Source organism: Caballeronia zhejiangensis (assembly GCF_000698575.1).
Classification (GTDB): Bacteria; Pseudomonadota; Gammaproteobacteria; order Burkholderiales; family Burkholderiaceae; genus Caballeronia; species Caballeronia zhejiangensis.
The window spans coordinates 117,386-140,585 of sequence record NZ_JFHD01000007.1 but is presented as its reverse complement, the minus strand read 5'-3'; the positions used below and the strand labels follow the sequence as shown (position 1 = coordinate 140,585).

The following is a 23,200-nucleotide window of genomic DNA, read 5'->3' as shown; positions in this document are numbered from 1 at the left end:
TACGTGGTGATTCGACTGCGTTCAGTTTCGGCCGAACGTGGCGGTCGCCAAACCCGGCGCGGGAGGGGAACGCGGGAGATTTTGGGAGACTGCCGAATGTATCCCTGCGAAAGGAGGGTGGAAGTCGGGCAAGGCGCGCGTAATATCGGAACCGTTCTCGGAGCGTCGCAATGGAAAATGGCTATTTCAAAACTGTGTTGCTAGTAGAGGACGAAGGGCTCACCAGGAGCGCGATGAAAAGCCTGATCCTGGCGAACGAGCCTTTGCTCGAAATCGACGAAGCCGATGGAGTCGAGCAGGCGAAAGCCAAGCTTTCCGCCAATACCTACGATCTGATGTTTCTCGACTACCACTTGCGCGGCCAGGCGACCGGCATGGATCTGCTCAACTGGATCCGCGAAGAAGAACGCGAGGTCCAGACGATCATGCTGTCGGCGCAGGATGACCGCGACACGGTGCTCGAATGCATCAAGAACGGCGCGTGCGGATTCATCTCGAAGGGCAGTGAGCAGGGCGCGGGCGTGTTTCGCGAGGCGCTGAAAACGATTCTGAACGGGCGCGTGTATTTGCCGAATACGGTGCTGGGCAAGGGCGGTCACAGCCCGAAGCCGGTCTCGCCGCACGCGGGCGTGACGATCGAATCGCTCGAACTGCCGCCGCGCCTCACCGAGACGCTGCGCTATCTGCTGCAAGGGCTGTCGAACAAGGCGATCGCGCGAAAGATGAACATCAGCGAAAACACCGCGAAGGAATATTCGAGCGATCTGCTCGCGCGCTTTCACGTGACGCGGCGAACGTTTCTAATCGTCGAAATGGCGCGGCGCGGGATCGAAATGCCGATGAGCAATACGTCGTCGGCGTCCTGAGCCGCCAGTTTCTCTTCCTCGACGCGGGCGCACCGAAAGGGCGTCCGCGTCGTCTTTTTTTCATCGGTCCGATGAATCATCCCGGGGATGGTAAGGTAGAGCCCGGACTAAATTTGAGATGGGGTCAGCGTAGGTGATTCGCAGGATGACGTTCACGAAAATGCAAGGCGCCGGCACGGCATTCACGGTGACAGCGGCGCTGCTTCTTGGCGCATGTGCGCCGCTTCCGCAGCAGAACGACACGGACGCGGCCGCGGCGGCATCGGCGGCATCGGCCGCGCAAGCGGCTCAGGCGGCGGTCAAGGCGCCCGTCGCGCCGGCGCCGCCGGGGGAAAGGCGCATCATGGTCGGCACCGCGAACGGCTATCACCTGATGCTCAAGACGACGCCGCCATCGCAAGTCTGCGACGACAACGCGTTCGCAGACGGCGTGCGCTACGGCTATGCGCTGACATGGAACCGGCTCGTCAGCGAAGACGTGCGCAACGGCGGCAAGGCGAAGCGCAAGTTCGACGCATCGGCCGTTCATTCCCAGGACGATCAATACAAGATCCAGTGGGAAGGAAAGGAGCGCGTCAACGCGTGCGCGTCGGATGGTTATCTGATCGGGCGTGTCGTCGGGACGCATCTCGCCGGCGTCGACATGCGCAACGGCAAGCCCTCCTGAAGCGCGGAAACCGGGGTTAATCGCAGGTGTGCGTCGCGGTGACGTAGCGGCCGGCCGCCGCGATGTCGCCGTAGATCGTGTAGCCCGTGCCGTTCGCCGACGCCTGCGCGATGACGAGCACCAGCGACTGGCTCGTCAGGCCGCCGCTGGGCACGGAGACGGCCAGCGTGTCGGAGCTCGGCGAATATTCGCGCACGCGCGGCGCGATCGGCGTCCATTTTTCCTTCACGCAGCGGATGAACTCGTACGGCTTGTACTGCGACGTGCCCGACCCGAACGGGACGGTCTTGAGCAGGGCGTCGTCGGTCGAAACGCAGGCGCTCAGGGCGCACGCGCCGATGGCGGCGAACAAGATCGATGTGGTTTTTCTCATGATTCCGATGCCTTTTTCTGTAGTATCCGCTTAAGCTACCGACCCGCGTCTATTCGATGCCCGACAAGCTTCACGGCCGTCGATCCTAACCGTTTCCCTGACAAACCGTAAAGCATGGGCGACCGCTCGTTCGTGCCGGTCGCGCTGTCCGGAACTCCGCGCCAGATCTGAAAGCAAGCTTTCGATCCGTAGTTTTCCCAATATTGGTCAAGTCGGGTCAACCATGGCCGTTATATAGGCGTTTCACACGTTGAAGCCTTTTGTATGGCGCGAGCGCGGGCGGCGGGAGCCGAAATGGCGCTCTCCGTCCGCGCGAAGTCCCGGCAATGCGTGGACCCCGATAACCTTGACGTACCGTTGCCGTCGTCGATTCGCTGACGAAACGCAGCGTGAGCCAGTTTCATAGAACGCATGTCTCGCACAAAGTTGCTCGCCCGGCTTCGCGCCATTTCCCCGATCGGACGTTTGTCCGGCGGCGTCGATCTTCAGCGGCTCGCCGCCCCCGTGCTCACGGTCGTCATCTGCGTGCTGCTGCTCGTCGTCTTCCAGCATCTTTCGCGCTCGGTCGATTACAAGTCGGTCATGCACTCGCTGCGCATGATGACGGCGCAAGCGTGGTTCGCCGCGCTGTTCGCCACCGCGCTCAGCTTCGCCGCGCTCGTCGGGCGTGACGCCGTGGGGCTGCGTCACATCGGCGTCGCGGTGCCGCGGTCTTTGTTGTGGGTCGGCGCGACGGTCGGTTCGGCGCTCGGCAACGTGACCGGTTTCGGCGCGCTGACGGGCGGCGCCGTGCGTTGCCGCGTGTACGGCGCGGCCGATGTCACGCCCGCGCAAGTCGGCCGTCTGACGATTTTCACGAGCATCACGCTCGCGCTGTCCCTCGCGTTCATGGCCGCCGCCGGCATGGTGTTCGGCGCGGAGACGCTCTCCGGCATGATGCACCTGCCGCCGGCCGCGTTGCGCGCGACCTCCGCGGCGCTGCTCGCCGTTTTCGCCGCGATGGTCATCGTCTGCGGCCGCGAGCCGCGCACTTTGCACTCGCGCTGGAAGTGGCTGTCGTTCACCGTGCCGGCGCGCCGCGATTTCGTCGCGCAGGCCGCGCTCGCCGTCGTCGACGTGTTCGGCGCCGGACTCGCGCTCTGGGCGCTCCTGCCGAATCCCCAGGTCGGCTTCGGCGAATTCATGACGGTCTTCTCGGCGGCGATGCTGCTCGGCATGATCGGCCATACGCCGGGCGGCGTCGGCGTGTTCGAGGCGGCGATGGTCTTCGCGCTCGGCGGCAGCGCACAGACGCCGGACGTCGTCGCCGCGCTGCTCGCGTATCGCGCGATCTACTTCGGCTTGCCGCTGATCCTGTCGGCCGGCGTCATGGCCGCCTTCGAAGGCCGCGCGCTGAAAGGCCGCTTCAATTTTCTGAGCCCGCATCACGTTTCGCAGCTTGCGCCGTTGTTCCTGTCGATCGTCACGTTCGCGGCAGGCTCGATGCTCGTCATCTCGGGCGCGACGCCCGCGTTCAAGATGCGTATCGCGCTGTTGCAGACCATCGTGCCGCTTTGGGTGCTGGAAAGCTCGCAACTGCTCGGCTCGGTGCTCGGCGTGCTGCTGCTGTTCGTCGCGCGCGGTCTCATGCGCCGCCTCGACGCCGCCTGGTGGCTCGCGCTGATTCTCGCGGTGGCCAACCTCGCGCTGTCGCTCGCGAAAGGTCTCGCGTTCGTCGAAGTGGGCGTGCTCGCGTTTCTCGTCGTGCTGCTCGTCCTGACGCGCGAGCGCTTCAATCGCCGTTCATCGCTCTTCGCCGAGCGTTTCACCGCGACGTGGCTCATTTCGATCGGCGTCGTGATGGCGCTCGCCGTGTGGATCATGTTCTTCGCCTTCCGCGACGTGCCTTATAGCCGCGATCTCTGGTGGCAGTTCGCATTCGACGAGCGCGCCCCGCGTGCGCTGCGCGCGACGCTCGCGGCGGCGCTGTTCGCGTCCGCGTTCGCGGTGTGGCAACTGCTGCGCCCGGCGGCGGGCCGCTTCGTGAAGCCCGCGCCGCAGGATCTCGCCGATGCCGCACGCATCCTGCGCGCGCAGGAACGCAGCGACGCCGGCCTCGCGATGATGGGTGACAAGAGCTTCCTCTTCTCCGAGTCGCGCGAAGCCTTTCTGATGTACGCGAAACACGGCCGCACGTGGGCCGCGCTGCACGATCCGGTCGGTCCGCGCCGCGAGTGGGCCGAACTGATCCGCAAGTTCGTCGAGCTCGCGCACGCGCACAACGGCCGCGCGGCGTTCTATCAGGTGCGCGCCGATGCGCTGCCGCTCTATCTCGACGCCGGCCTCACGCTGATGAAGCTCGGCGAGGAAGCGCATCTCGCTCTGTCCGACTTCGATCTGAAGGGCTCGCATCGCTCGCATTTGCGCTATGCGATCAAACGGGGCGAGCGCGACGGTCTGGACACGGAAGTCATCGGACCGGAGCGCATCGGAGCAAGCATGCCGATGTTGCGCGCCATCTCCGACGACTGGCTCGGCAGCCGCTCGGCGCGCGAGAAGAGCTTCTCGGTCGCGGCGTTCAACGAGGAATACCTCGCGGCGCAGTCGGTGCTGCTCGTGCGCCAGCAGGGCGAGCCGGTCGCGTTCGTCACTTTCATGACGACCGACATGAACACCGAAGCGACCGTCGGCGTGATGCGCCATGTTTCGGCCGCGTCGCCCTACGCGATGGAATATCTCTTCACCAAGCTCGCGCTGCATCTGAAGGAAGCGGGTTTCAAGTCGCTGTCGCTCGGCATTGCGCCGCTGTCGGGCATGGAGCCGACGCCGCTCGCATCGCCGTGGCATCGGATGGCCGGACTGGTGTGGCGCTTCGGCGGCCGTTTCTACAACTTCCGCGGTCTGCGCGGATTCAAAAGCAAGTTCCAGCCGCGCTGGGAGCCGCGCTATCTGGCGGCGTCCGGCTCGGTCGGCGTATTTTTCACTTTGGCGGATCTTTCGCTCCTCGCGGGCGGCTGGCGTTCATGAAATTCCTTTGCAAGAAAGCGGCGGCGCTCGTGGTGGCCGCCGTCTGTGGTGTGTCCGTGACGGGTATGGCGCATGCCGCCGAGTCGATCTCCGGCGGACGTTACGGTCAGGTCCAACTCACGAAGCCTGCGGGCGACATGACCGGCTTCGTCGTGCTGTTTTCCGAGAAGAGCGGCTGGACGCCGGCCGATCAGCAGGCCGCCGATGCGCTCGCCGCCAAGGGCGCGATGGTCATCGGCGTCGACACGCCGCGCTATGCCGCGCGCCTCGCCGCCGACAAGACCGAGAAGTCCTGCCACAACCTCGTCGGCGATGCGGAAAACATGAGCCATCAGCTCGAACGCACCGTTCAGTCGAATCGATATTTTTCGCCGATTCTCGTCGGCAGCGGGCAGGGCGCGATGGTCGCGGAAAGCGCGCTGAAGCAGGCGCCGGACAACACCGTCGCGGGCGCGGTCTCGCTTGCGGCCGACCCGATGCTCGACCCGCGTTTCAATCCGTGCGCGCCGGATGCGACCATCATCCACGCAAAGGGTTTGCCGGGCTTCTTCGAATACACGGCCGTGCTGGAAGCGAACCGCTCGAAGGCCGACGCGCTCGTCGCGATGACGGCGCCGCGTCTGAAAAAAGCCGGGCGTCCGACCGAGAACGATGTCTCCGATCTCCCGCTGATCGAACTGCGCGCCGCGCAACCGACCGACTTGCTGGCGATCGTGATTTCCGGCGACGGCGGCTGGCGCGATCTCGACAAAACGATGGCGCTGGCGCTGCAACGCGATGGCGTGTCGGTGATCGGCGTCGACTCGCTGCGTTACTTCTGGAGCGAGAAGTCGCCGCAGCAAACCGCCGACGATTTGGCGCGAATCATCCGCACGTACAACGCGCGCTGGCATACGAGCCATGTCGCGCTCGTCGGCTATTCGTTCGGCGCGGACGTGATGCCGTTCGCGTACAACCGTCTGCCGGACGCAGTCCGCGCGCAGGTGTCGTATATCTCGCTGATGGGCTTCGCGCCCGACGCCGACTTCCAGATTCGCGTGACGGGCTGGCTCGGCATGAAGGCGAGCGACAAGGCGCTGAAGGTGCGGCCGGAATTCGACAAACTGCCGCCATCGATGGTGCAGTGCATCTACGGCGCGAACGAAGAAGACACACTGTGTCCCGCGCTGACGAAGACGGGCATCGAAGTGGTGAAGCTGCCGGGCGATCATCACTTCGGCGGCGACTACGATGTGCTGGCGCGGCGGATTCTCGCGGGCTGGCGCAAGCAGATCGCGGCGCGGCAGCAATAACGCAGCGCCGCGACCGGCTTACTTGAGCGGGCCGAGATAATCCCGCTTGCCGATCGGCGCGCCGAGATGGCGCAGGATGTCGTGGGTCGTGACGACGTGGAAATAGAAGTTCGGCAAGCCGAAGCCGAACAGATAATCGTCGCCTGAGAACGAAGGCGAGAAATCCGGGAATTTCAGCGTGACGGTGCGCGTTTCGCAGCCGGCGAGCGAAGCCTTGTCGATGCTCTTCAGGAACGCGATCGTCTTCTCGATGCGCGCCTGCAGCGCCGGAAAGCTGTCCTCGTTGTCCTCGAAGCGCGGCGCCTCGATGCCCGCGAGACGCGCCGCCGAGAGCTTCGCCGTGTCGCTCGCGCGCTGGATCTGCGCGGCGAGCGGCAGCATGTCGGGCGCGAGGCGCGCGTTGATCACATCGGCGTGAGCGAGGCCTTTTTCATCGGCGAAGGCGGCGCCTTTCTTCAGCAGATCCGCGCAGACTTCGAGTCCGCGAATGAAGACCGGAATCGATGCGCGATACATCGTGAGGGACATGGGTTGCGCTCCTTGAGGTTTGAATTCGACAACGACAGGGGTCACAAGCATAGCGCCGCGCCCGGTTGCCTGCTCGAATCGGCCGGAGTCACTCACGAACGGGAAGCCTGCGCATGCCGCGCTTCCCACGCGCGCACGTCGGCCTCATAGCGCTCGAGCGCTTCCCTGTACAACTCGAACACGCACTGATTGCAGCCGCTGCGGCAGCAGTCTTCCGGCAGCGGACGCTCGGGCGGCGTCGGGCGAGGATCGTCGGCGGGGTGGGATGGATCGTTCATCGCTTCATTGTGCATCGGCTTCGCTGAGCGGACGCGGGCGGCTAGACTTTGGCTGCGGCGCGCGTCATGCGCAATGCGATACTGCGCGCGGGGCGGCGATTGCGCCCCGTCATCACGTCGATCGGATCGAGGAACTCACGCGATGAATCAGATCGTCAGCCTTGCGATCTCCGCTGCGCTCGCGAGCGCTTTGCTTGGCGGCTGCGCGGCGCCCGGCCAGCAGCCGGAGTCCGGCGCTCAAACAGCCTGGCACGCCGAAATCCGCCGCACGCAGGACGGCATTCCGCATATCCGAGCGGCCGATTGGGGCAGCCTCGGCTTCGGTTTCGGCTACGCGCAGGCGCAGGACAATCTCTGCACGCTCGCCGATGGCTTCGTCACGTATCGCGGCGAGCGCTCGGCGTATTTCGGCGCGGATGCACGCCCGACGTCGGCGGCGACGTTCGGTCAGCCGCGCAACATCGACGCCGATTTCTTCTTTCGTCTGGTCGGCGATCAGGCGGCCGTCGAGCGTTACCGTGCGGCGCAATCGCCCGAATTGCGCGATCTCATCGACGGCTTCGCGAACGGCTACGACCGCTATCTCGACGACCTCAACGCCGGCAACTTTCCCGAGGCACATGCGGCGTGCCGGGGCAAGCCGTGGGTCGACAAGATCAGCGCCGACGATATCTACCTGCGTCTGATCGCGGCGAATCTCGCGGGCGGCTCGGCGCGTTTCGTGACGCCGATCGCGTTGGCGCATCCGCCGAAACCGGGCGCGGCGGCCCCGCGCGGCGACAACGCCGACGCCGACGCCGCGCGTACCGCGCTCGATTCGCTGCGGTTTCCGATCGGCGAAAATCCGGGCATCGGTAGCAATGCGCTCGCGTTCGGCGCGCAGATCACGCGCGACCGGCGCAGCATCCTGTTCGGCAATCCGCACTGGTTCTGGCGCGGCCCGGACCGTTTCTATCAGGCGCAACTGACGATTCCCGGCCAGACGAACGTCGCGGGCGTGTCCTTTCTCGGCGTGCCGCTGATCGTCCTCGGCTTCAACGAAAACATCGCGTGGACGCATACGGTGTCGAGCGCGCGGCGTTTCGGCATCTTTCAGTTGACGCTCGATCCCGCCGATCCGACGCGCTATCTCGTCGATGGCCAGAGCGAAGCGATGACGCCCGTGCCGCTCACCGTGCGCGCGCGCCGCGCCGACGGCACGTATGAGTCCGTGTCGCGCACGCTGTACAAGACGCGCTTCGGGCCGGTCGTCGATCTGTCCGCGATGGCGCAAGGCCTCGGCTGGACCGCGCAAACCGCCTTCGCGATCGCGGACGTGAACGCCGACAACACGCGCGCCTTTCAGAACTTCTTCGCGTGGAATCAGGCGCGCTCGCTCGCCGATTTCATGGCGATCCAGAAGCGCTACGCCGGCATGCCGTGGGTCAACACGTTCGCGATCGGTCGCGACGACGTGCGCGTCTGGTTCGCGGACATCGGCCCGATCCCGAACGTGCCTGACGCGCTCGCGCAATCGTGCACGCCGCCCGCCGGACGCGCGTTCGCGGCCCGCGCGCCGGGCGTGCCGTTCCTCGACGGCTCGAAAAGCGCGTGCGCGTGGCGCGTCGATGCGACGAGCGCGCAGCCGGGCGCGTTGCCGCTGGAGCAACTGCCGAGCGCCGTGCGCGGCGACTACGTCGGCAACTTCAACGACAGCTACTGGCTCACCAATGCGAATGCGCCGATGTCTGGCTATCCGCGTATTGCGGGCGCGGCGCGCGTCGAACAATCGCTGCGCACGCGCTACGGCCATCTGCTCGCGGCGCGTCTGCAGCGCGAACGCGGCGGCGTGACGCGCGAGGCGCTCGAATCGGCGGTGCTCGAGACGCACTCGATGTCCGAGCGGCTGTTCCGCCGGCCGCTGCTCGACGCCGTGTGCACGGTGAATGAAGCGGGCGGGCCGCTGCACGAAGCCTGCGAGGTGTTGCGCAAGTGGAACGGCACGGCGGATATCGACGCGCGCGGCGCGAACCTGTGGGACGAGTTCTGGCAGCGCGCGATGCAGATCGCGCCCGAGCGCCTGTACGAATCCGGCTTCGATCCGAACAAGCCGCTCGCGACGCCGGGCGGCTTCAACATCGACAATCCTGCCGTCGTGCAGGACTTGCGTCAGGCGCTGGGCGGCGCGGCGCTCGCGCTGAAGCTGAACGGCTTCGCGCTCGATTCGCGGCGCGGCGACATCCTCTACACGACGCGCAACGGCGCGCGCGTGCCGCTTTACGGCGGCTGCGACGAAGCGGGCTATTTCACGATCGTCTGCGCGCGGCGTCCGCTCGATCCCAAGGGCTATCCGATGGACTCAAGCGGCCAGGGCGACAGCTACGTGCAAGTCGTCACCTTCGGCGAAAACGGCGTCGAAGCCGACACGATGCTGTCGCACTCCGAATCGGACGATCCGGCATCGCCCCATTCGGGCGACGCGACGCGCGCGTTCGCGGCGAAACGCTGGGCGCGCTTTCCCTTCACCGAACAGTCGATCGACTCCGATCCGGCGGTGACGCGCGTCGTCGTTTCGGGAACGCGCGACGGAGGGCCGGGCGCGCCGAAACGTTGAAAAAAGTCGCGGAAAACGTGCGCGCGCGGCTCGGCGGCGGTCGAACCGCGGGCAAATCCCGTCTATGATGGAAGTTTGCCTCGAAGGGAAACACGGTCATGACTATCGGCGACAGCACGCATCACGACGAAGCAGTACGGCTCGATTCCGTCGCGCTGCGGGATTTCGTGGATCGCAAATGGAATGACGAAATCGTGCCCGCGCTGACGGACTACATCGCCGTGCCCGCGAAAAGCCCGATGTTCGACAGCGACTGGGCGCGTCACGGCTTCATCGAACGCGTGGTCACGGACGCCGTCGACTGGATCAGGACGCAGCCGGTCAAAGGCCTGAAGGTCGAAATCGTCCGCTTGCCGGAGCGCACGCCGGTGATTTTCTTCGAAGCCCCCGCCACGCGCTCGGGCAGCACCGAAACAGTCGTGCTGTATGGCCATTTGGACAAGCAGCCGGAATTCGAAGGCTGGCGCAGCGATCTCGGTCCGTGGACGCCCAAGCTCGAAGACGACAAACTGTACGGCCGCGGCGGCGCCGACGACGGCTACGCGACCTACGCGAGCATCACCGCGCTGGCGGCGCTGGATGCGCAGGGCGTCGAGCGTCCGCGTTGCGTGGGTATCATCGAGACGTGCGAGGAATCGGGCAGCTACGATCTTTTGCCGTATATCGATGCCTTGCGCGACCGGCTCGGCGATGTCGGCCTCGTGATCTGTCTCGATTCGGGCGCGGGCAATTACGATCAGCTCTGGCTCACGACGTCCCTGCGCGGCCTCGTCGCCGGCGATCTCGAAGTGCAGGTGCTGGACGAGGGCATCCACTCGGGCGGCTATGGCGGCATCGCGCCGTCGGCATTTCGAATCTTGCGGCAACTGTTCGAGCGCCTCGAAGATTCGAGCACCGGCAATCTGCTGCCGGAAAGTTTTCATTGTCCGATTCCGATGCTGCGCCGGCGCGAAGCCGAAATGACCGCGCGCATTCTCGGCGACGATGTCTGGAAGAAGCTGCCGTGGGCGTGCGGCGCCGATGGCGGCAGCGTTCTGCCCACGACGACCGATCCGCGCGAGGCACTGCTCAATTCGACCTGGCGGCCGTCGCTCACGGTGACGGGCGCGTCGGGCCTGCCGCCGCTGGCCGATGCCGGCAACGTGCTTGCGCCGCGCACGGCGTTCAAGCTGTCGCTGCGCTTGCCGCCGCTCGTCGACGCTGCCAGTGCGATCGTCCGCCTGCAGCGGCTGCTCGAAATGGATCCGCCGTACAACGCCAAGGTGACGTTCAAGCCCGAAGCGGGCGCGGCGACGGGCTGGAATGCGCCGGATCTCGCGCCGTGGCTGCGCTCGTCGCTGAATGAGGCGTCGAAACGGCACTTCGGCGCGGATGTCGCATACATCGGGCAGGGCGGCACGATTCCGCTGATGAATACGCTCAAGGAAGGCTTCCCGCGCTCGCAATTCATGGTGTGCGGCGTGCTCGGTCCGAAATCGAACGCGCACGGTCCGAACGAATTCCTGCACGTGCCGTACGCGAAGAAGCTGACGGCGTCGGTGGCCGAGGTCATCGCGGCAGCGCCCTGAGGCCGGGCGGCCGAACTTCTGTCTGGAGAAAGCCCGGTTCGTCCGGGCTTTTTTTCGGCCGATTTCAGCGATTTCGTAAAAACAAAGTGGTAAGGCCAGTTGATCGTCTGTAAAGTGATAATCCGCGCGCATCTCGAAAAGCAGAGCGCGAGCCATCAACTATGGAGACGAGTGTCGCAATGAATGCATCCCCCACGTCCACCCCATCCGCCACTGAACGGCGCATCGCCGCCGACACGCTGCACGCGTACGTCCGCGCCATCTGGGAGTCGGCCGGCAGCGCGCCGCGCGAGGCGGAACTGGTCGCGGATCACCTCGTGATGTCGAACCTTTCGGGCCACGATTCCCACGGCGTCGGCATGATCCCGCGCTATGTCGCGTCGCTCTCCGAAGGTCAGTTGCAGCTCAACACGCACGCCGAAATCGTGCGCGATGCGGGCGCGGTGCTGACCGTCGACGGCCGCAAGGGCTTCGGTCAGGTCGTCGCCTACGAGGCGATGGAGCACGGCATCGAGCGCGCGAAGAAGCTCGGCGTATGCGCGGTCGGCTTGCGCAACGCGCACCACATCGGGCGTATCGGCCACTGGGCGGAACAGTGCGCGAAGGCCGGACTCGTATCGTTCCACTTCGTGAACGTGGCGGGCGATCCGCTCGTCGCGCCCTTCGGCGGCATCGACCGGCGCTTCGGCACCAATCCGTTCTGCGCAGCCTATCCGCGCGACGGCAAGAGCCCGCTCGTGCTCGATTTCGCGACGGCGGGCATCGCGTACGGCAAGACGCGCGTCGCCTACAACAAGGGCGTAAAGGTCGCGCCGGGCATGTTGCTCGATCATGAGGGCAAGCCGACGATCGAGCCGAAGGTGATGCACGAGGAGCCGTTCGGCTCCCTCACCGCGTTCGGCCTGCACAAGGGTTCGGGCCTGGCCGCGCTGTGCGAGATCTTCGGCGGCGCGCTCTCGGGCGGCTACACGACGCACGAAGAGACGCTGGAGAAATCGAGTGCGATCATCAACTGCATGACTTCGGTGATCGTCGATCCGAACGCGTTCGATGCGCCCGCCGCGCAAGCAGAGGCCGAAGCGTTCCTCGAATGGATGAAGGCGTCGCCGCGCGCGGAAGGCGTCGATGCGATCTACGCGCCGGGCGAGCCGGAAGAGGCGCGTCGTGCGGACCGCGGCGCGAACGGCATCGCAATCGATCCGACGACGTGGCAGCAAATCCGCGATTCGGCGACGAAATCGGGCATGCCGGAAGCGGAAATCGAAAAGTTCGCGGCCGCACTGCAGTAATTGCGTGAAGCGGTAGCCGCGGCAAATTGGTCAAGCCAATTTGCCGCGCGAACTTCACTCAAGCAGTCAATTCCGTTTCGATCCATTCGACCACCGACGTGCGCGACGGCTGCCAGCCCAGAATCTCGCGGGTGCGCTTGCTGCGCACGCGGCTGTTCGAGCCGAGGCCGTACGAGGCCATCTCGTAGCCCCATTCCTTGATCGCTTCTTCGAGCGGCCAGTCTTCCGGCCCGCGCAGATCGAGCGCCTTCGCCATCGCGACGGTCATGTCGCGGAATTGCGCCTCGCCGCTTTCGACGAAGTAGAACGTGCCCGCAGGCGACTTTTCGAGCGCGAGCCGATAGATGGTCACGACATCGTCGATATGCACGTTCGACCAGATGTTGAGGCCACGCCCCACATGGCGCACGATGCCGCTCTTGCGCGCCTGTCGTTCCAGACGCGGCAACTGCACGCTCGCGGTATCGCGCACCGCGCCGTGGCCGTAGATCAGCGTGTTGCAGAACACCGTCGAGCGCACGCCACGCTTGGCGGCGTCGAGCACGAGATTGTCGATCGCTACGCGCGGCGCCTTGTCGGGCGTCGGCTCCGGCAGGTCGTCCTCGGTATAGATCTTCTCCGATGCCTCGCCGCCCGATGCGTCGCCGACGATGCTCGATCCGCTCGTATGCAGAAACGGCTTGTTCGTGCCTTCGAGCGCGCCGATCAGCGTTTCGACCGCGCCGCGATGATCGCTGCTCGCCGCGTTGATGACGGCATCGGCCGCGTGCGCTTCGGCGGCGAGCAAGGCCGCGTCGTCGAGACTGCCGATCACCGGTTCGATGTTCAGGCGTTTCAGTTCGTCGGCCTGTTCCGCGCGACGGATGAGGCCGCGCACGCGATGTCCGTCCCGCGCGAGTCCCGCCGCGATCGAGCCGCCGATGAAACCGCCCGCGCCCGTGATGAAAACGTTCATGTTCTTGCTCCGTTGAATGTTCAAACTGCGATGAACACAGTATGAGCCGCTTCGACTTTCGCAAAAACGGTGATAGTCTCAAATGAAACTTGACTCGGAATCAATAATCCGAGGCCATCCACCCAACGCGACCGACGATGCCACCGATCGAACTCATCAACGCTCCGGGCCTGCCGATTCCCGCCGGACACTACAGCCACGCGACGCGCGCCGGCAATCTCGTCTGCGTTTCGGGTCAATTGCCGATGCGCGCGGACGGCACGCATACCGGCGATCTCCCGTTCGACGAGCAGGCCGAACAGACGCTTTCGAATCTGCGCACCGTGCTCGAAGCCGCGGGTGCGAGCCTCGCGGATTGCATCGAGGTGACGGTGTATCTCGTCGGCGTCGAACACTGGAAAGCGTTCAACGAGATCTACGCGCGTCACTTCGGCGCCTGGAAACCGGCACGCGCCGTCGTGCCGGTCGGCGCGCTGCACTACGGCTATCTGCTGAAAATTTCCGCGCGAGCGTGGGTCGAACGCGTCTAGCCGTTACGCGAGATCGAGCGATTTTGTCAGGTCGCCGAGCGGCGCCTGACCGCTTGCGGCGAACGCGCGATCCCGCGCGGCCACGCCGTCCAGCGGCGCGAGATCGTGCACGCGCGAGATGAAGCGCAGGATCGAGTTCGTGTCATACACGGTGTGATCGACGTAGCCCTTCTTCGCGAACGGCGAAATCACGAGCGCCGGGATGCGCGAACCGGGCCCCCAGCGATCGCCCTTCGGCGGCGAGACGTGGTCCCACCAGCCGCCGTTTTCGTCGACGGTGACGATCACCACGGTGTTCTCCCATTGCGGCCCGCGCCGCAGACGCTCGATCACGTTCGAAATATGCCGATCGCCCGAAGCGACATCCGCATAGCCCGCGTGCATGTTGAGATTGCCCTGGGGCTTGTAGAACGTGACGGCAGGAAGGCGGCCCGCGTCGATGTCCGCGAGTAGCTTGTTCGTCGACGGATCGTCGCCAAGTCCCGCGTCGCGCAAATGCTGCGCCCGTGCGGCCGTGCCCGGCGCAAAGTTGGCGAAGTAATTGAACGGCTGATGGTGGTACTGGAAGTCCGGCACCGCGCCGGTGTCCCGATGTTCCAGTGCGTACTGCCACGCGCCGCTGTACCACGCCCAATCGACGTTCTTGTCCGACAGGCGGTCGCCGATCGTCGCGTACGTCTGCGGCGGCAATACCAGCGCGTTCGAGCGGTCCGCATAGCGCGAGTCGCCGCCTTGCGGAGGCGGCACGTTGCTCGGCTGATACGGCGGGAACATGGTGTTGACGGCGTATCCGTCCGCCGTGAGCGCGCCGTCGCGCACGTACTTCGGCGGGCCCTCGAGCGCGGATTTGGGCGAATCCGGGGCGAGCTTCAGGCGCGAACCGGCAGGATCGTCGCCTTCGACGACCGCGAGCAGCTTCGCAGCCGGGCTGCCTTTGACATCGGGATAGAAGGGCGCCTGCGCGGAAATGAGGAAGATGTGGTTCAGCCAGGAGCCGCCGAACGCCGACATGAAGAAGTTGTCGCAGAGCGTGTATTGCTGCGCGAGCCCCCAAAGTTTCAGCGTTTCGGGTGAGTTTTGGTAGTGCCCCATGACGAGGCCGCCCGAATCGCCCCACGCCGCGAACTGGTTGTTGCGCCCTGCGTTGATCTGCATCTGATTCTGATAGAACCGATGCACGAGATCGCGCGTGATGACGGAATTGGGCAGCGGCGCACCGTGCGCGTCTGCGATCTGGAAGGGCGCGTTGCGCAGATCGATGATCTGCTGCTCGGTGATCGCGTAGCGCTTGCCGTCGACTTCCTGCGCCTGCGGCACAAGCCCGCCCCAGATTTTCGGCAGCGTGGGCATGGGCGTGACGCCATCGCGATCGAGTTGCGTGTAGTGCGATGCCGGCACCGCCGACAGCGGATATTGCACGCCCGGATAGTTGCCGTAGAGATTCGTGAAGCTGCGGTTTTCCGCGTAAATCACGACGATGTGCTGCACTTTCGCGGCGAGCGTGCGGTCGAGTGCGATATCGGCGGCAGTTTTCGGGGTGGTCGGCTTGTTTTCGAACAGATTGCACCCGCCGAGCGACAGCCCCGCCAGGCCCACGCCCGCGGCGAGCAGCCGCCGCCGCGCGGGGTCGGCGGGTGCGTCGCCTGCTGGCGTATCGTTGCCGGAAGGAAGCTCGTGCTGCGGATGATCGTTTTCATTCATCGCCTGACTCCTCGTGAATATGCGGCCCACGCCCGTTGACGCACGCTGCATGATCGACGCCGAAAGATGACGCGCCCGTTACCGGCGCCCCGACTTGAACCGCTCTGCGTGCGGCTCAACTGAGTGGGGATGATGCCGCATCGTCCCGCCGCGGGAAACCCGGCCGAACGACATAGGCAAAAAACAGGAATATCGTACGAATCGGCCTATGTCTTTTGGCCGACTGGAAAGCGCGAACGACCGTGACTAACATCAACTGAACACGAGCTTTGCTCCGACGAGAACGAGCGTCGCGGCGAGAACGTGACGGAGTAACGCTTCCGGCGCCTTGGTCGACAGCATGCTGCCAAGGGCGATGCCGGGAATCGAGCCCACGAGGAGCGAGGCGAGCAAGGACCAGTCGACTGAGCCGAGCATCCAATGGCCGGTGCCGGCAATCAGCGTGAGCGGCACCGCGTGAGCCACGTCCGAGCCGACGATGCGCGCCGTCGCGAGACGCGGATACAGCAGCAGAAGTACAGTCACGCCGATTGCGCCTGCGCCCACGGAAGTGATCGAGACCAGCAGGCCGAGAATCGCGCCGGTGAAGACGGTCCACGCGGCGGTACGCGTCGGGTGTTCGGGGCGGCCATGTCCCTTTTTGTAGGCAAGGCGCGCGAGTTGCGGCCGGAAGATCAGCGAAACCGCCGTGATGAGGAGCGCGGTGCCGAGTATCAGCTGGATGAGCCGCGCGGTGCCCGGCGCTGTCACACCGTGCTCGTGCAGAAAGTAGAGTGTGATGGCCGCAGCGGGCACGCTGCCCGCCGCGAGACGGCCGGTGATGCGCCAGTCGACCGAGCCCTTGATGCCGTGCACGAGCGTGCCGGCCGTCTTGGTCGCGGTGGCGTACAGCAGATCGGTGCCGACGGCGGTCGCCGGATGTATGCCGAACAGCAGGACGAGCAGCGGGGTCATCAGGGAGCCGCCGCCGACGCCCGTCAGGCCGACCAGGAAACCCACTGCGAGACCTGAGGCAGAATAAAGTAAGTCGATATGCGGAAATGACATGCCGGACGCCCGCAACCCTTGCTGGGCGGGGCTGTTTAACGTTCATCCAAAATTTGTCCGAATCGCGACTCTTGGCTTCGGACATCCTTGTACGACTCGGTCATCGCGGCCGACCGACGCCCGAAAACTGCCCGGGCAAAATCCTTTCCTTTTTCCTGCAAACGGAGGCGCGCCGAGAGCGGTCGGATTTCGTGAGAACCTTTCGGCGTCGCGGCTTAGGGCGTCCCGATTTCGCGCGCGTCCGCGAAGTACTCTTTCAGCGATCGGAGCCCAAACGCTGCGCCGGCCTTCTAATGAAACCGTGCGCCTCCCGGCAGACGCCTTTTAGCGCTGGCCGGACAAAAGGGCTAAGAGCATAGCACTCTTCAGCTATGGCTCGCGGAGCCTATGCCGAACTGACCAGCCTGGCCGGCCTAGACCGCAGTTGGGCTTGCGCGTTGTCCCGATTCGATCGAGAACACGCGCGCGATTGCCGGAATGCGTCGAAGCAGGAAAACGAACCCGACGGCTAACGCCATTTCCGAAGCAGCGAAGACGAACCACGGCGTGGTCGGCGCGAACAGCCACTGAGCAAAAAGATTGAGGGGATAGTTGAACGCGAATATGGGCAGCGTGTTTTTACCGAGAAAACTGAGTGCGCGCGACGTCGCGGTGAGCCGGGCTAACCTGGCCAATGCCCATATCCCACATATTGATGCGAGGAGGAAAAGCGCTGGATTACCGATAGTCTCGCCGGCGAGGTTCGCTGCTTTGGGATTCCACAGCGAAGCGATGATCCATCCGAGCGCGCAAAGTGGCAGCGTCCAAGCGGGAAAACGCCTGCCGTCCAGCATTTTGGATTCGGCTGCAACGAAACCCAGGTGGAAATAAAAGAGCGCGACAAAAGCGATCTTGATGTTCCAGGGTGAGAAGCCTTTCACGAAGGCCATTAACGTGCAGCCGACGACCAATGATGCGGCGATCACGACATGCACAACGTGTCGCGCGTACCGGGTCAACGCCGCGTACATGGCTTCGGTGCAGAACAGGCAAGTTAGAAACCAGAGCGGCGTGCAATAGAAAGTAAGATTCGATCGAGGTATGGAATACGCCGTACCCCCGAGTTGCACGAAGAATTGGGAGAGACTGGTTGTATTCCCAAATAGAATCGACGGGAAGATCGCGATTGCGGCGGCGACTGCGTACGGCATCAGAAGGCGTCGGGAATTCCTGCGCATGACCTCTAGCGGACCTCTCTTGCCGTTGAAAAGGTATCCAGACAGGAAAAAGAACAGAGGCATATGACACGAGTAAATGACTCGGAAGAGCCACTCTGGCAAACCAATGGCGTGTCCAAGGACAACAAGAACGATCCCGATCCCTCGGGCTGCGTCGATTGTTCTGTTGCGCAAATCCACCTCTGAGTTCGCTCAAAAAGCGCAATTTTAGCCCAAGCCATTGCCACATAAGGCCGAGAGGCTTATGGTCCGACATATCGAGATGACATTGCGCGCGGAGAACGCGTCAGGCGTGGGCGGGTCGAAAGGCTGTCGATGACAGCGGGTAAGCGCCCCCGAACGCCTCACGAAACCCTTCAGATTACTTTCAGGAAGGTGCAATGAACACACAGGAACAGCAGCAACAGCAGCAACAACAGCAGATGCAGGTGTCGCAATCGAAGCTGCCGGACGAAGCGTTCATCCCGACGGAGCACCCGAACATACCGAGCGAACGCCAGTTCGTGCTGAAGTCGGGCAACACGTTCGCCGTCTACGATGCGAACGGCGATATCCGCGGCGACGACGACGGCCTCTTCGTCAACGACACGCGCGTGCTTTCGGAGCTCGTGCTGACGTTCGGCGGACGCGCGCCGTCGCTGCTTTCGGGCAGCGTATCGAGCGACAACGCCGTCTTTACCGCGCACCTGACCAACCGCCCGCTGCCGCCCATCGGCGGAGCACGCACGCCGGAAGGCGTAATCCACGTCGAACGCAAGCGCGTGCTGTCGGGGCATGTGCTGCACGAGAGCATCGTGCTGACGAACTACGGCACGGAGCCGTCCACCGTGCCGCTGTCGATCTCCTTCAAGGCCGACTTCCTCGACATGTTCGAGGTTCGCGGCGCGATACGTGGCAAGCGCGGGGCTTTGCGTCCGCCGGTCGTCGAGAACGGCGAGGTCGTGTTGCGCTATGTCGGCCTCGACGAGGTGGAGCGCACGGCGCGCATCCAGTTCACGCCCGCGCCGGACGTGCTTTCGCCCACCCGCGCCGACTACGCGCTGCATATCCAGTCCGAAACGGCCATTTCCGTGTATCTCTCGGTGACGGCCGTGACGCACGCGCTCTCGGACGCCAGCGAGCAAAGCAAGCGCAACGCCGCGGAAGCGGCCGAATGCGCGCCCGAATCGGGCCGTCCGGCGATCCGCGACGCGCTCGTGGAGGCGCATCGCCGCATGCGCGACCGGCGCCGCGCGAGCGCGCGCGTGCGTTCGAGCAATCCGCTCTTCAGCGAATGGATCGACCGTTCGCTCGCCGATCTCGGGCTGCTCACCACCGATCTCGAAACCGGCCCTTATCCGTACGCTGGCATTCCGTGGTTCTCGACGGCGTTCGGCCGCGACGCGATCATCACGTCGCTGCAAATGCTCTGGCTGCATCCGACGCTCGCGCGCGGCGTGCTGCGCTTCCTCGCCGCGAATCAGGCGCGTGAAGACTCCGCTTTCCGTGATGCCGAAATCGGCAAGATCATGCACGAGACGCGCAAGAGCGAGATGGCGGCAACCGGCGAAGTGCCGTTCGCGCTCTATTACGGCGGCGTCGACAGCACGCCGCTCTTCATCGTGCTGGCGGGCGCATACGCGGAACGCACCGGTGACACCGCCCTGATCGATGAAATCTGGCCGGCGCTGCAGCTCGCAGCGCAATGGGTCGCGCGCCATTGCGACAAGAATCCGCACGGTCTGCTCGACTACCAGCGCGCATCCGAGCACGGTCTGGCGAATCAGGGGTGGAAGGACAGCCAGGATTCGGTCTTCCACGCAGACGGCAAGTTTCCGATCGGCCCGATCTCGCTCGTCGAAGTCCAGGGTTACGCATCGACCGCGTTTTCCACGATGGCGCGTCTCGCCCGCGAGCGCGGGCAAGGCGAGAACGCAAGCGAGTTCGAGCGGCGTGCGCGTCACATTCGCGAGCGTGTCGAAGAGATGTACTGGATGCCGGAGATGGATTTTTACGGCATTGCGCTCGATGGCAAGGGCGAGCTATGCCGCGTGCTGTCGTCGAATGCGGGGCATCTGCTCGCGTTCGATCTCGTCGAACGCGAACGCGGCGAGGCTGTCGCCAAGCAACTCGAATCGGCGCTCTTTCACACGGGCTGGGGCGTGCGGACGCTTGCGGCGGGGCAGCCGCGCTTCAATCCGATGTCGTATCACAACGGCTCGGTATGGCCGCACGACACCGCGCTCTGCGCACGCGGCCTCGCGCGCTACGGCGATCGCGGCGCGGCCGTGGGACTGCTGCAGTCGCTGTTCGAAGCCGCCGTCACGTTCGACATGCGTCTGCCGGAGCTTTTCTGCGGATTCACGCGCCAACGCGGCGAACGGCCGATCGCCTATCCGGTCGCGTGTCTGCCGCAGGCGTGGGCGGCGGGCGCGCCTTTCATGATTCTGGAAGCGTGTCTCGGCGTGACCGTCGACGCCGTCAAGGAAGAAGTGCGTATCGACCGGCCGGAGTTGCCCGAAGGCATCGACTGGCTCGAAATCGGCGATCTGCGGCTCGGCGACAAGACCGCGACGATCACGTTCCGGCGCGTCGGCGGGCAGGTCATTCCGTCCGTCGAAGGCGACGTCAGGGTCGTGGCCGTTCTGTAACGTCGACGACGCACGGCGCCGACCAAGCGCCGTGCGACCGGTCCGCGCTTATACCGCGACGCTGCCCACGTAATTTTCGGCGAGGGCAGTGGCGGCCGCGCGCGATGTCGTCACATGTTCGAGTTCGGCCACCTGCAGGCGCTGCTCGAACGGCGACGTATCGTCCAGCTTGTGCAGCATGCGCGTCATCCACCACGAGAAATGCTCGGCGCGCCAGACGCGCTTCAATGCCGTTTCCGTATAGCGGCTGAGCTTCTCGCCGTTGCCTTCCTGATAGAAATCGAGAAGCGCGGCGTTCAGTACGCGCACGTCCGACACGGCGAGGTTCAGGCCCTTCGCGCCTGTCGGCGGCACGATATGCGCTGCGTCGCCCGCGAGGAACAGCTTGCCCGACTGCATCGGCGTGGACACGAAGCTGCGCATCCCGACGATGTTCTTCTGGAAGATCTTGCCTTCGGTGATCTGCCAGCCATCGGCGGTATCGACGCGTGCGTGCAGTTCGGCCCAGATGCGGTCGTCGGACCAGGCATCGACCGTATCTTTCGGATCGCACTGGAAGTACATGCGCTGCACGCCCGGCGAGCGCGTGCTGATGAGCGCGAATCCGCGATCGTGCCGCGCGTAGATGAGTTCATCGGAGGAGGGCGGCGCTTCGACCAAAATGCCGAACCAGCCAAACGGATAGATGCGCTGATAATCCTGCCGCACCGCTTCGGGAATCGACTGTCGCGAAACGCCCTGCGAACCGTCGCAGCCGATGATGAAGTCGCATTCGAGTTCTTCGTCGCGGCCTTCGTGCTGATACTTGATGCGCGGCTTGCGATCGCTGCCATCCTGAAAGTCGTGCAGCGACACATTCGACACGTTGAACTTCAGCTCGCCGTTCGCCGCGAGCCGCGCCGCGACCAGATCCTTGATGACTTCGTGCTGCGCGTAGACCGTGATTGAGTGACCTGTGAGCTCGGTCAGCGCGATACGGCGGCGCTGGCCTTCGAACGCGAGCTCGAAACCGTGGTGCAGCGCGCCTTCGGCCTGCATGCGCGCGCCGAGACCGGCCTGAGTGAGCGTGTCCATCGTGCCTTGTTCGAGCACGCCGGCGCGAATCGTCGATTCGATGTCGTTCTGGCTGCGCGCTTCGAGCACGACCGATTCGATGCCGCGCAAATGAAGCAGGTGCGAGAGAAGAAGCCCGGCCGGGCCGGCGCCGACGATGCCGACTTGAGTACGCATGATTGTCTCCGTGAGGCAGTGGTGATGTTGTGCGTACAGTGTCGGCAGAGCGGCCTTATGCCGCAACGCGATAGGGAGGATAAGAACTATCTGATTCGGAGATAAAGCCCCTAAAACGCGGCAAAATGGCCTGAAGTACGGGTAAATCCCTAGCCGGCGCGGGCCGGTCGCCCGCGCCGGACGGCCTTACTCCGCCGCTTCCTCCTTCAACTGATTACGTCGATATTCGCCCTGGCGCGTGAGCATCCAGCCGGGATATTCCGACGGCAACTGGCTCACCTCATCGAGCGCGGCGAGTTCGTCTTCGTTGAGACGCACGTTGGTCGCCGCGATGTTGTCGTCGAGCTGCTCGATCCGTTTCGCGCCGACGATCACGCTCGACACGACCTTCTGATGCAGCAGCCAGGCAAGGGCGATCTGCGCGACCGATACACCCTTGGATTCCGCGATGCGGCGCATCACGTCGACGCAGTCGTACGCGCGGTCGACATTGACCGGCGGGAAGTCGAACTTGGTGCGCCGGCTGCCTTCTTCCTTGCCGCCTTCGCGCGTGAACTTGCCCGAAAGCAGGCCGCCCGCGAGCGGACTCCAGACCATCAGCCCGACGTTCTCGCTTTGCAGCAGCGGCACGATTTCGCGTTCCAGATCGCGGCCAGCGACCGTGTAATACGCCTGAAGCGACTCGAAACGCGCAAGACCGAGACGCTCGGAAATACCGAGCGCCTTCATGATCTGCCACGCCGCCCAGTTCGAAACGCCGATGTAACGCACGTGTCCATGCTGCACGAGATTATCGAGCGCGCGCAGCGTTTCCTCGATCGGCGTCGCCGGATCGAAACCGTGAATCTGGTACAGATCGACGTGATCGAGCTGCAGCCGCTTCAGGCTCGCCTTCACGCCATCGATGATGTGATAGCGCGACGCGCCGCGCGAATTCACGCCCTTGGTGCCGGTCTCGCCAAGGATTTTCGTCGCGACGACCACGTTTTCGCGCGGCACGTTGAGGTTCTTCAGCGCCTGGCCGGTGATGATTTCGGATCGGCCGTCGGCGTAGACGTCGGCGGTGTCGATGAAATTGATGCCCGCATCGAGCGAACGGCCGATCAGCTTGTCGGCTTCCGCCTGCTGCAACTGACCGATGTTGTCCCAGATTCCGCCCGTTCCGCCGCCGAAGGTCATCGTGCCCAAGCACAGCTCCGAGACGAAAAGACCGGTGTTGCCGAATTTCCTGTAACGCATGGTTGCTCCCGAGTGACTGGAATGGCGCGGCATCGCACGACCTTCACGACAGGGTCCGCGCCGACAATGCAGTATCGTCCCGGCGCGCGGCGGGTTCATAGCCTGATCCTGTTCAATCCTTGCCTGTTCCTGCAAACGCTGGGGGCGCGCGCGAGCAATCACGCGCTCGCGCGAGTAAGCTAACCAGACTT

18 protein-coding genes are annotated in these 23,200 nt (G+C 64.5%); 9 read left to right on the top strand and 9 right to left on the bottom strand.

Features of this window, described 5'->3' with window-relative positions; translation table 11 throughout:
- Nucleotides 1–170 precede the first annotated feature (170 nt).
- Both BG60_RS12565 and BG60_RS12560 read left to right on the top strand, forming a co-directional pair.
- Nucleotides 171–866 carry a response regulator transcription factor gene (locus BG60_RS12565; protein ID WP_033536135.1) on the top strand — a complete coding sequence of 232 codons (696 nt, stop codon included), beginning with the start codon at nt 171–173 and terminating at the stop codon, nt 864–866.
- Between the two features lie 145 nt (nt 867–1,011).
- A complete protein-coding gene (locus BG60_RS12560) occupies nt 1,012–1,533 on the top strand; it encodes a hypothetical protein (protein ID WP_008353414.1) in 522 nt (173 codons plus the stop codon).
- 16 nt (nt 1,534–1,549) lie between these two features.
- Here BG60_RS12560 and BG60_RS12555 read toward each other — a convergent pair whose 3' ends face one another.
- On the bottom strand, nt 1,550–1,906 hold the full coding sequence (locus BG60_RS12555) for a hypothetical protein (RefSeq protein ID WP_008353413.1): 357 nt from the start codon (nt 1,904–1,906) through the stop codon (nt 1,550–1,552).
- Nucleotides 1,907–2,317: 411 nt separating this feature from the next.
- On the opposite strand from BG60_RS12555, the gene mprF reads away from it, so the two are divergent.
- Both mprF and BG60_RS12545 read left to right on the top strand, forming a co-directional pair.
- On the top strand, nt 2,318–4,912 hold the full coding sequence (gene mprF / locus BG60_RS12550; protein WP_034471778.1) for a bifunctional lysylphosphatidylglycerol flippase/synthetase MprF: 2,595 nt from the start codon (nt 2,318–2,320) through the stop codon (nt 4,910–4,912).
- The gene (locus BG60_RS12545; protein ID WP_008353411.1) at nt 4,909–6,204 is read left to right on the top strand and encodes a virulence factor family protein; all 1,296 of its coding nucleotides are present in this window, start codon (nt 4,909–4,911) and stop codon (nt 6,202–6,204) included. The genes mprF and BG60_RS12545 overlap by 4 nt, the downstream gene beginning before the upstream one ends.
- A gap of 18 nt (nt 6,205–6,222) precedes the next feature.
- On the opposite strand, the gene BG60_RS12540 is transcribed toward BG60_RS12545, so the two are convergent.
- Complete coding sequence (locus BG60_RS12540; RefSeq protein ID WP_008353409.1) at nt 6,223–6,732, bottom strand: DUF1993 domain-containing protein; 510 nt, start codon at nt 6,730–6,732, stop codon at nt 6,223–6,225.
- A 92-nt stretch (nt 6,733–6,824) separates the two neighbouring features.
- Nucleotides 6,825–7,010 carry an oxidoreductase-like domain-containing protein gene (locus BG60_RS12535; RefSeq protein WP_235366212.1) on the bottom strand — a complete coding sequence of 62 codons (186 nt, stop codon included), beginning with the start codon at nt 7,008–7,010 and terminating at the stop codon, nt 6,825–6,827.
- Nucleotides 7,011–7,152: 142 nt separating this feature from the next.
- On the opposite strand from BG60_RS12535, the gene BG60_RS12530 reads away from it, so the two are divergent.
- The 3 genes from BG60_RS12530 (at nt 7,153) to BG60_RS12520 (ending at nt 12,460) form a co-directional block, all read left to right on the top strand.
- Nucleotides 7,153–9,603, top strand: coding sequence for a penicillin acylase family protein (locus BG60_RS12530; RefSeq protein WP_008353405.1), 2,451 nt, complete (start codon nt 7,153–7,155; stop codon nt 9,601–9,603).
- A gap of 98 nt (nt 9,604–9,701) precedes the next feature.
- Complete coding sequence (locus tag BG60_RS12525; protein WP_034471776.1) at nt 9,702–11,171, top strand: M20 family metallopeptidase; 1,470 nt, start codon at nt 9,702–9,704, stop codon at nt 11,169–11,171.
- Nucleotides 11,172–11,350: 179 nt separating this feature from the next.
- Nucleotides 11,351–12,460: a malate/lactate/ureidoglycolate dehydrogenase gene (locus BG60_RS12520; protein WP_008353401.1), complete on the top strand. Its 1,110-nt coding sequence runs from the start codon at nt 11,351–11,353 to the stop codon at nt 12,458–12,460.
- A gap of 58 nt (nt 12,461–12,518) precedes the next feature.
- On the opposite strand, the gene BG60_RS12515 is transcribed toward BG60_RS12520, so the two are convergent.
- The gene (locus tag BG60_RS12515; RefSeq protein WP_008353399.1) at nt 12,519–13,415 is read right to left on the bottom strand and encodes an NAD-dependent epimerase/dehydratase family protein; all 897 of its coding nucleotides are present in this window, start codon (nt 13,413–13,415) and stop codon (nt 12,519–12,521) included.
- 137 nt (nt 13,416–13,552) lie between these two features.
- Between BG60_RS12515 and BG60_RS12510 the strand changes: the two genes are divergently transcribed.
- Nucleotides 13,553–13,945: a RidA family protein gene (locus BG60_RS12510; protein ID WP_051996498.1), complete on the top strand. Its 393-nt coding sequence runs from the start codon at nt 13,553–13,555 to the stop codon at nt 13,943–13,945.
- Between the two features lie 3 nt (nt 13,946–13,948).
- Here BG60_RS12510 and BG60_RS12505 read toward each other — a convergent pair whose 3' ends face one another.
- From BG60_RS12505 to BG60_RS12495, 3 genes are all read right to left on the bottom strand, one after another.
- The gene (locus tag BG60_RS12505; RefSeq protein ID WP_008353396.1) at nt 13,949–15,646 is read right to left on the bottom strand and encodes an acid phosphatase; all 1,698 of its coding nucleotides are present in this window, start codon (nt 15,644–15,646) and stop codon (nt 13,949–13,951) included.
- A 252-nt stretch (nt 15,647–15,898) separates the two neighbouring features.
- The gene (locus BG60_RS12500) at nt 15,899–16,693 is read right to left on the bottom strand and encodes a sulfite exporter TauE/SafE family protein (RefSeq protein ID WP_008353395.1); all 795 of its coding nucleotides are present in this window, start codon (nt 16,691–16,693) and stop codon (nt 15,899–15,901) included.
- Between the two features lie 413 nt (nt 16,694–17,106).
- Nucleotides 17,107–18,090, bottom strand: coding sequence for an acyltransferase family protein (locus BG60_RS12495; protein ID WP_008353393.1), 984 nt, complete (start codon nt 18,088–18,090; stop codon nt 17,107–17,109).
- A gap of 242 nt (nt 18,091–18,332) precedes the next feature.
- Here BG60_RS12495 and BG60_RS12490 point away from each other — a divergent pair, with 242 nt between their 5' ends.
- The gene (locus tag BG60_RS12490; protein WP_235366214.1) at nt 18,333–20,540 is read left to right on the top strand and encodes an amylo-alpha-1,6-glucosidase; all 2,208 of its coding nucleotides are present in this window, start codon (nt 18,333–18,335) and stop codon (nt 20,538–20,540) included.
- 48 nt (nt 20,541–20,588) lie between these two features.
- On the opposite strand, the gene BG60_RS12485 is transcribed toward BG60_RS12490, so the two are convergent.
- Together BG60_RS12485 and BG60_RS12480 are read right to left on the bottom strand one after the other, a co-directional pair.
- On the bottom strand, nt 20,589–21,770 hold the full coding sequence (locus BG60_RS12485; protein ID WP_008353390.1) for a 4-hydroxybenzoate 3-monooxygenase: 1,182 nt from the start codon (nt 21,768–21,770) through the stop codon (nt 20,589–20,591).
- A gap of 186 nt (nt 21,771–21,956) precedes the next feature.
- A complete protein-coding gene (locus BG60_RS12480) occupies nt 21,957–23,009 on the bottom strand; it encodes an aldo/keto reductase (protein ID WP_008353389.1) in 1,053 nt (350 codons plus the stop codon).
- Nucleotides 23,010–23,200 lie beyond the last annotated feature (191 nt).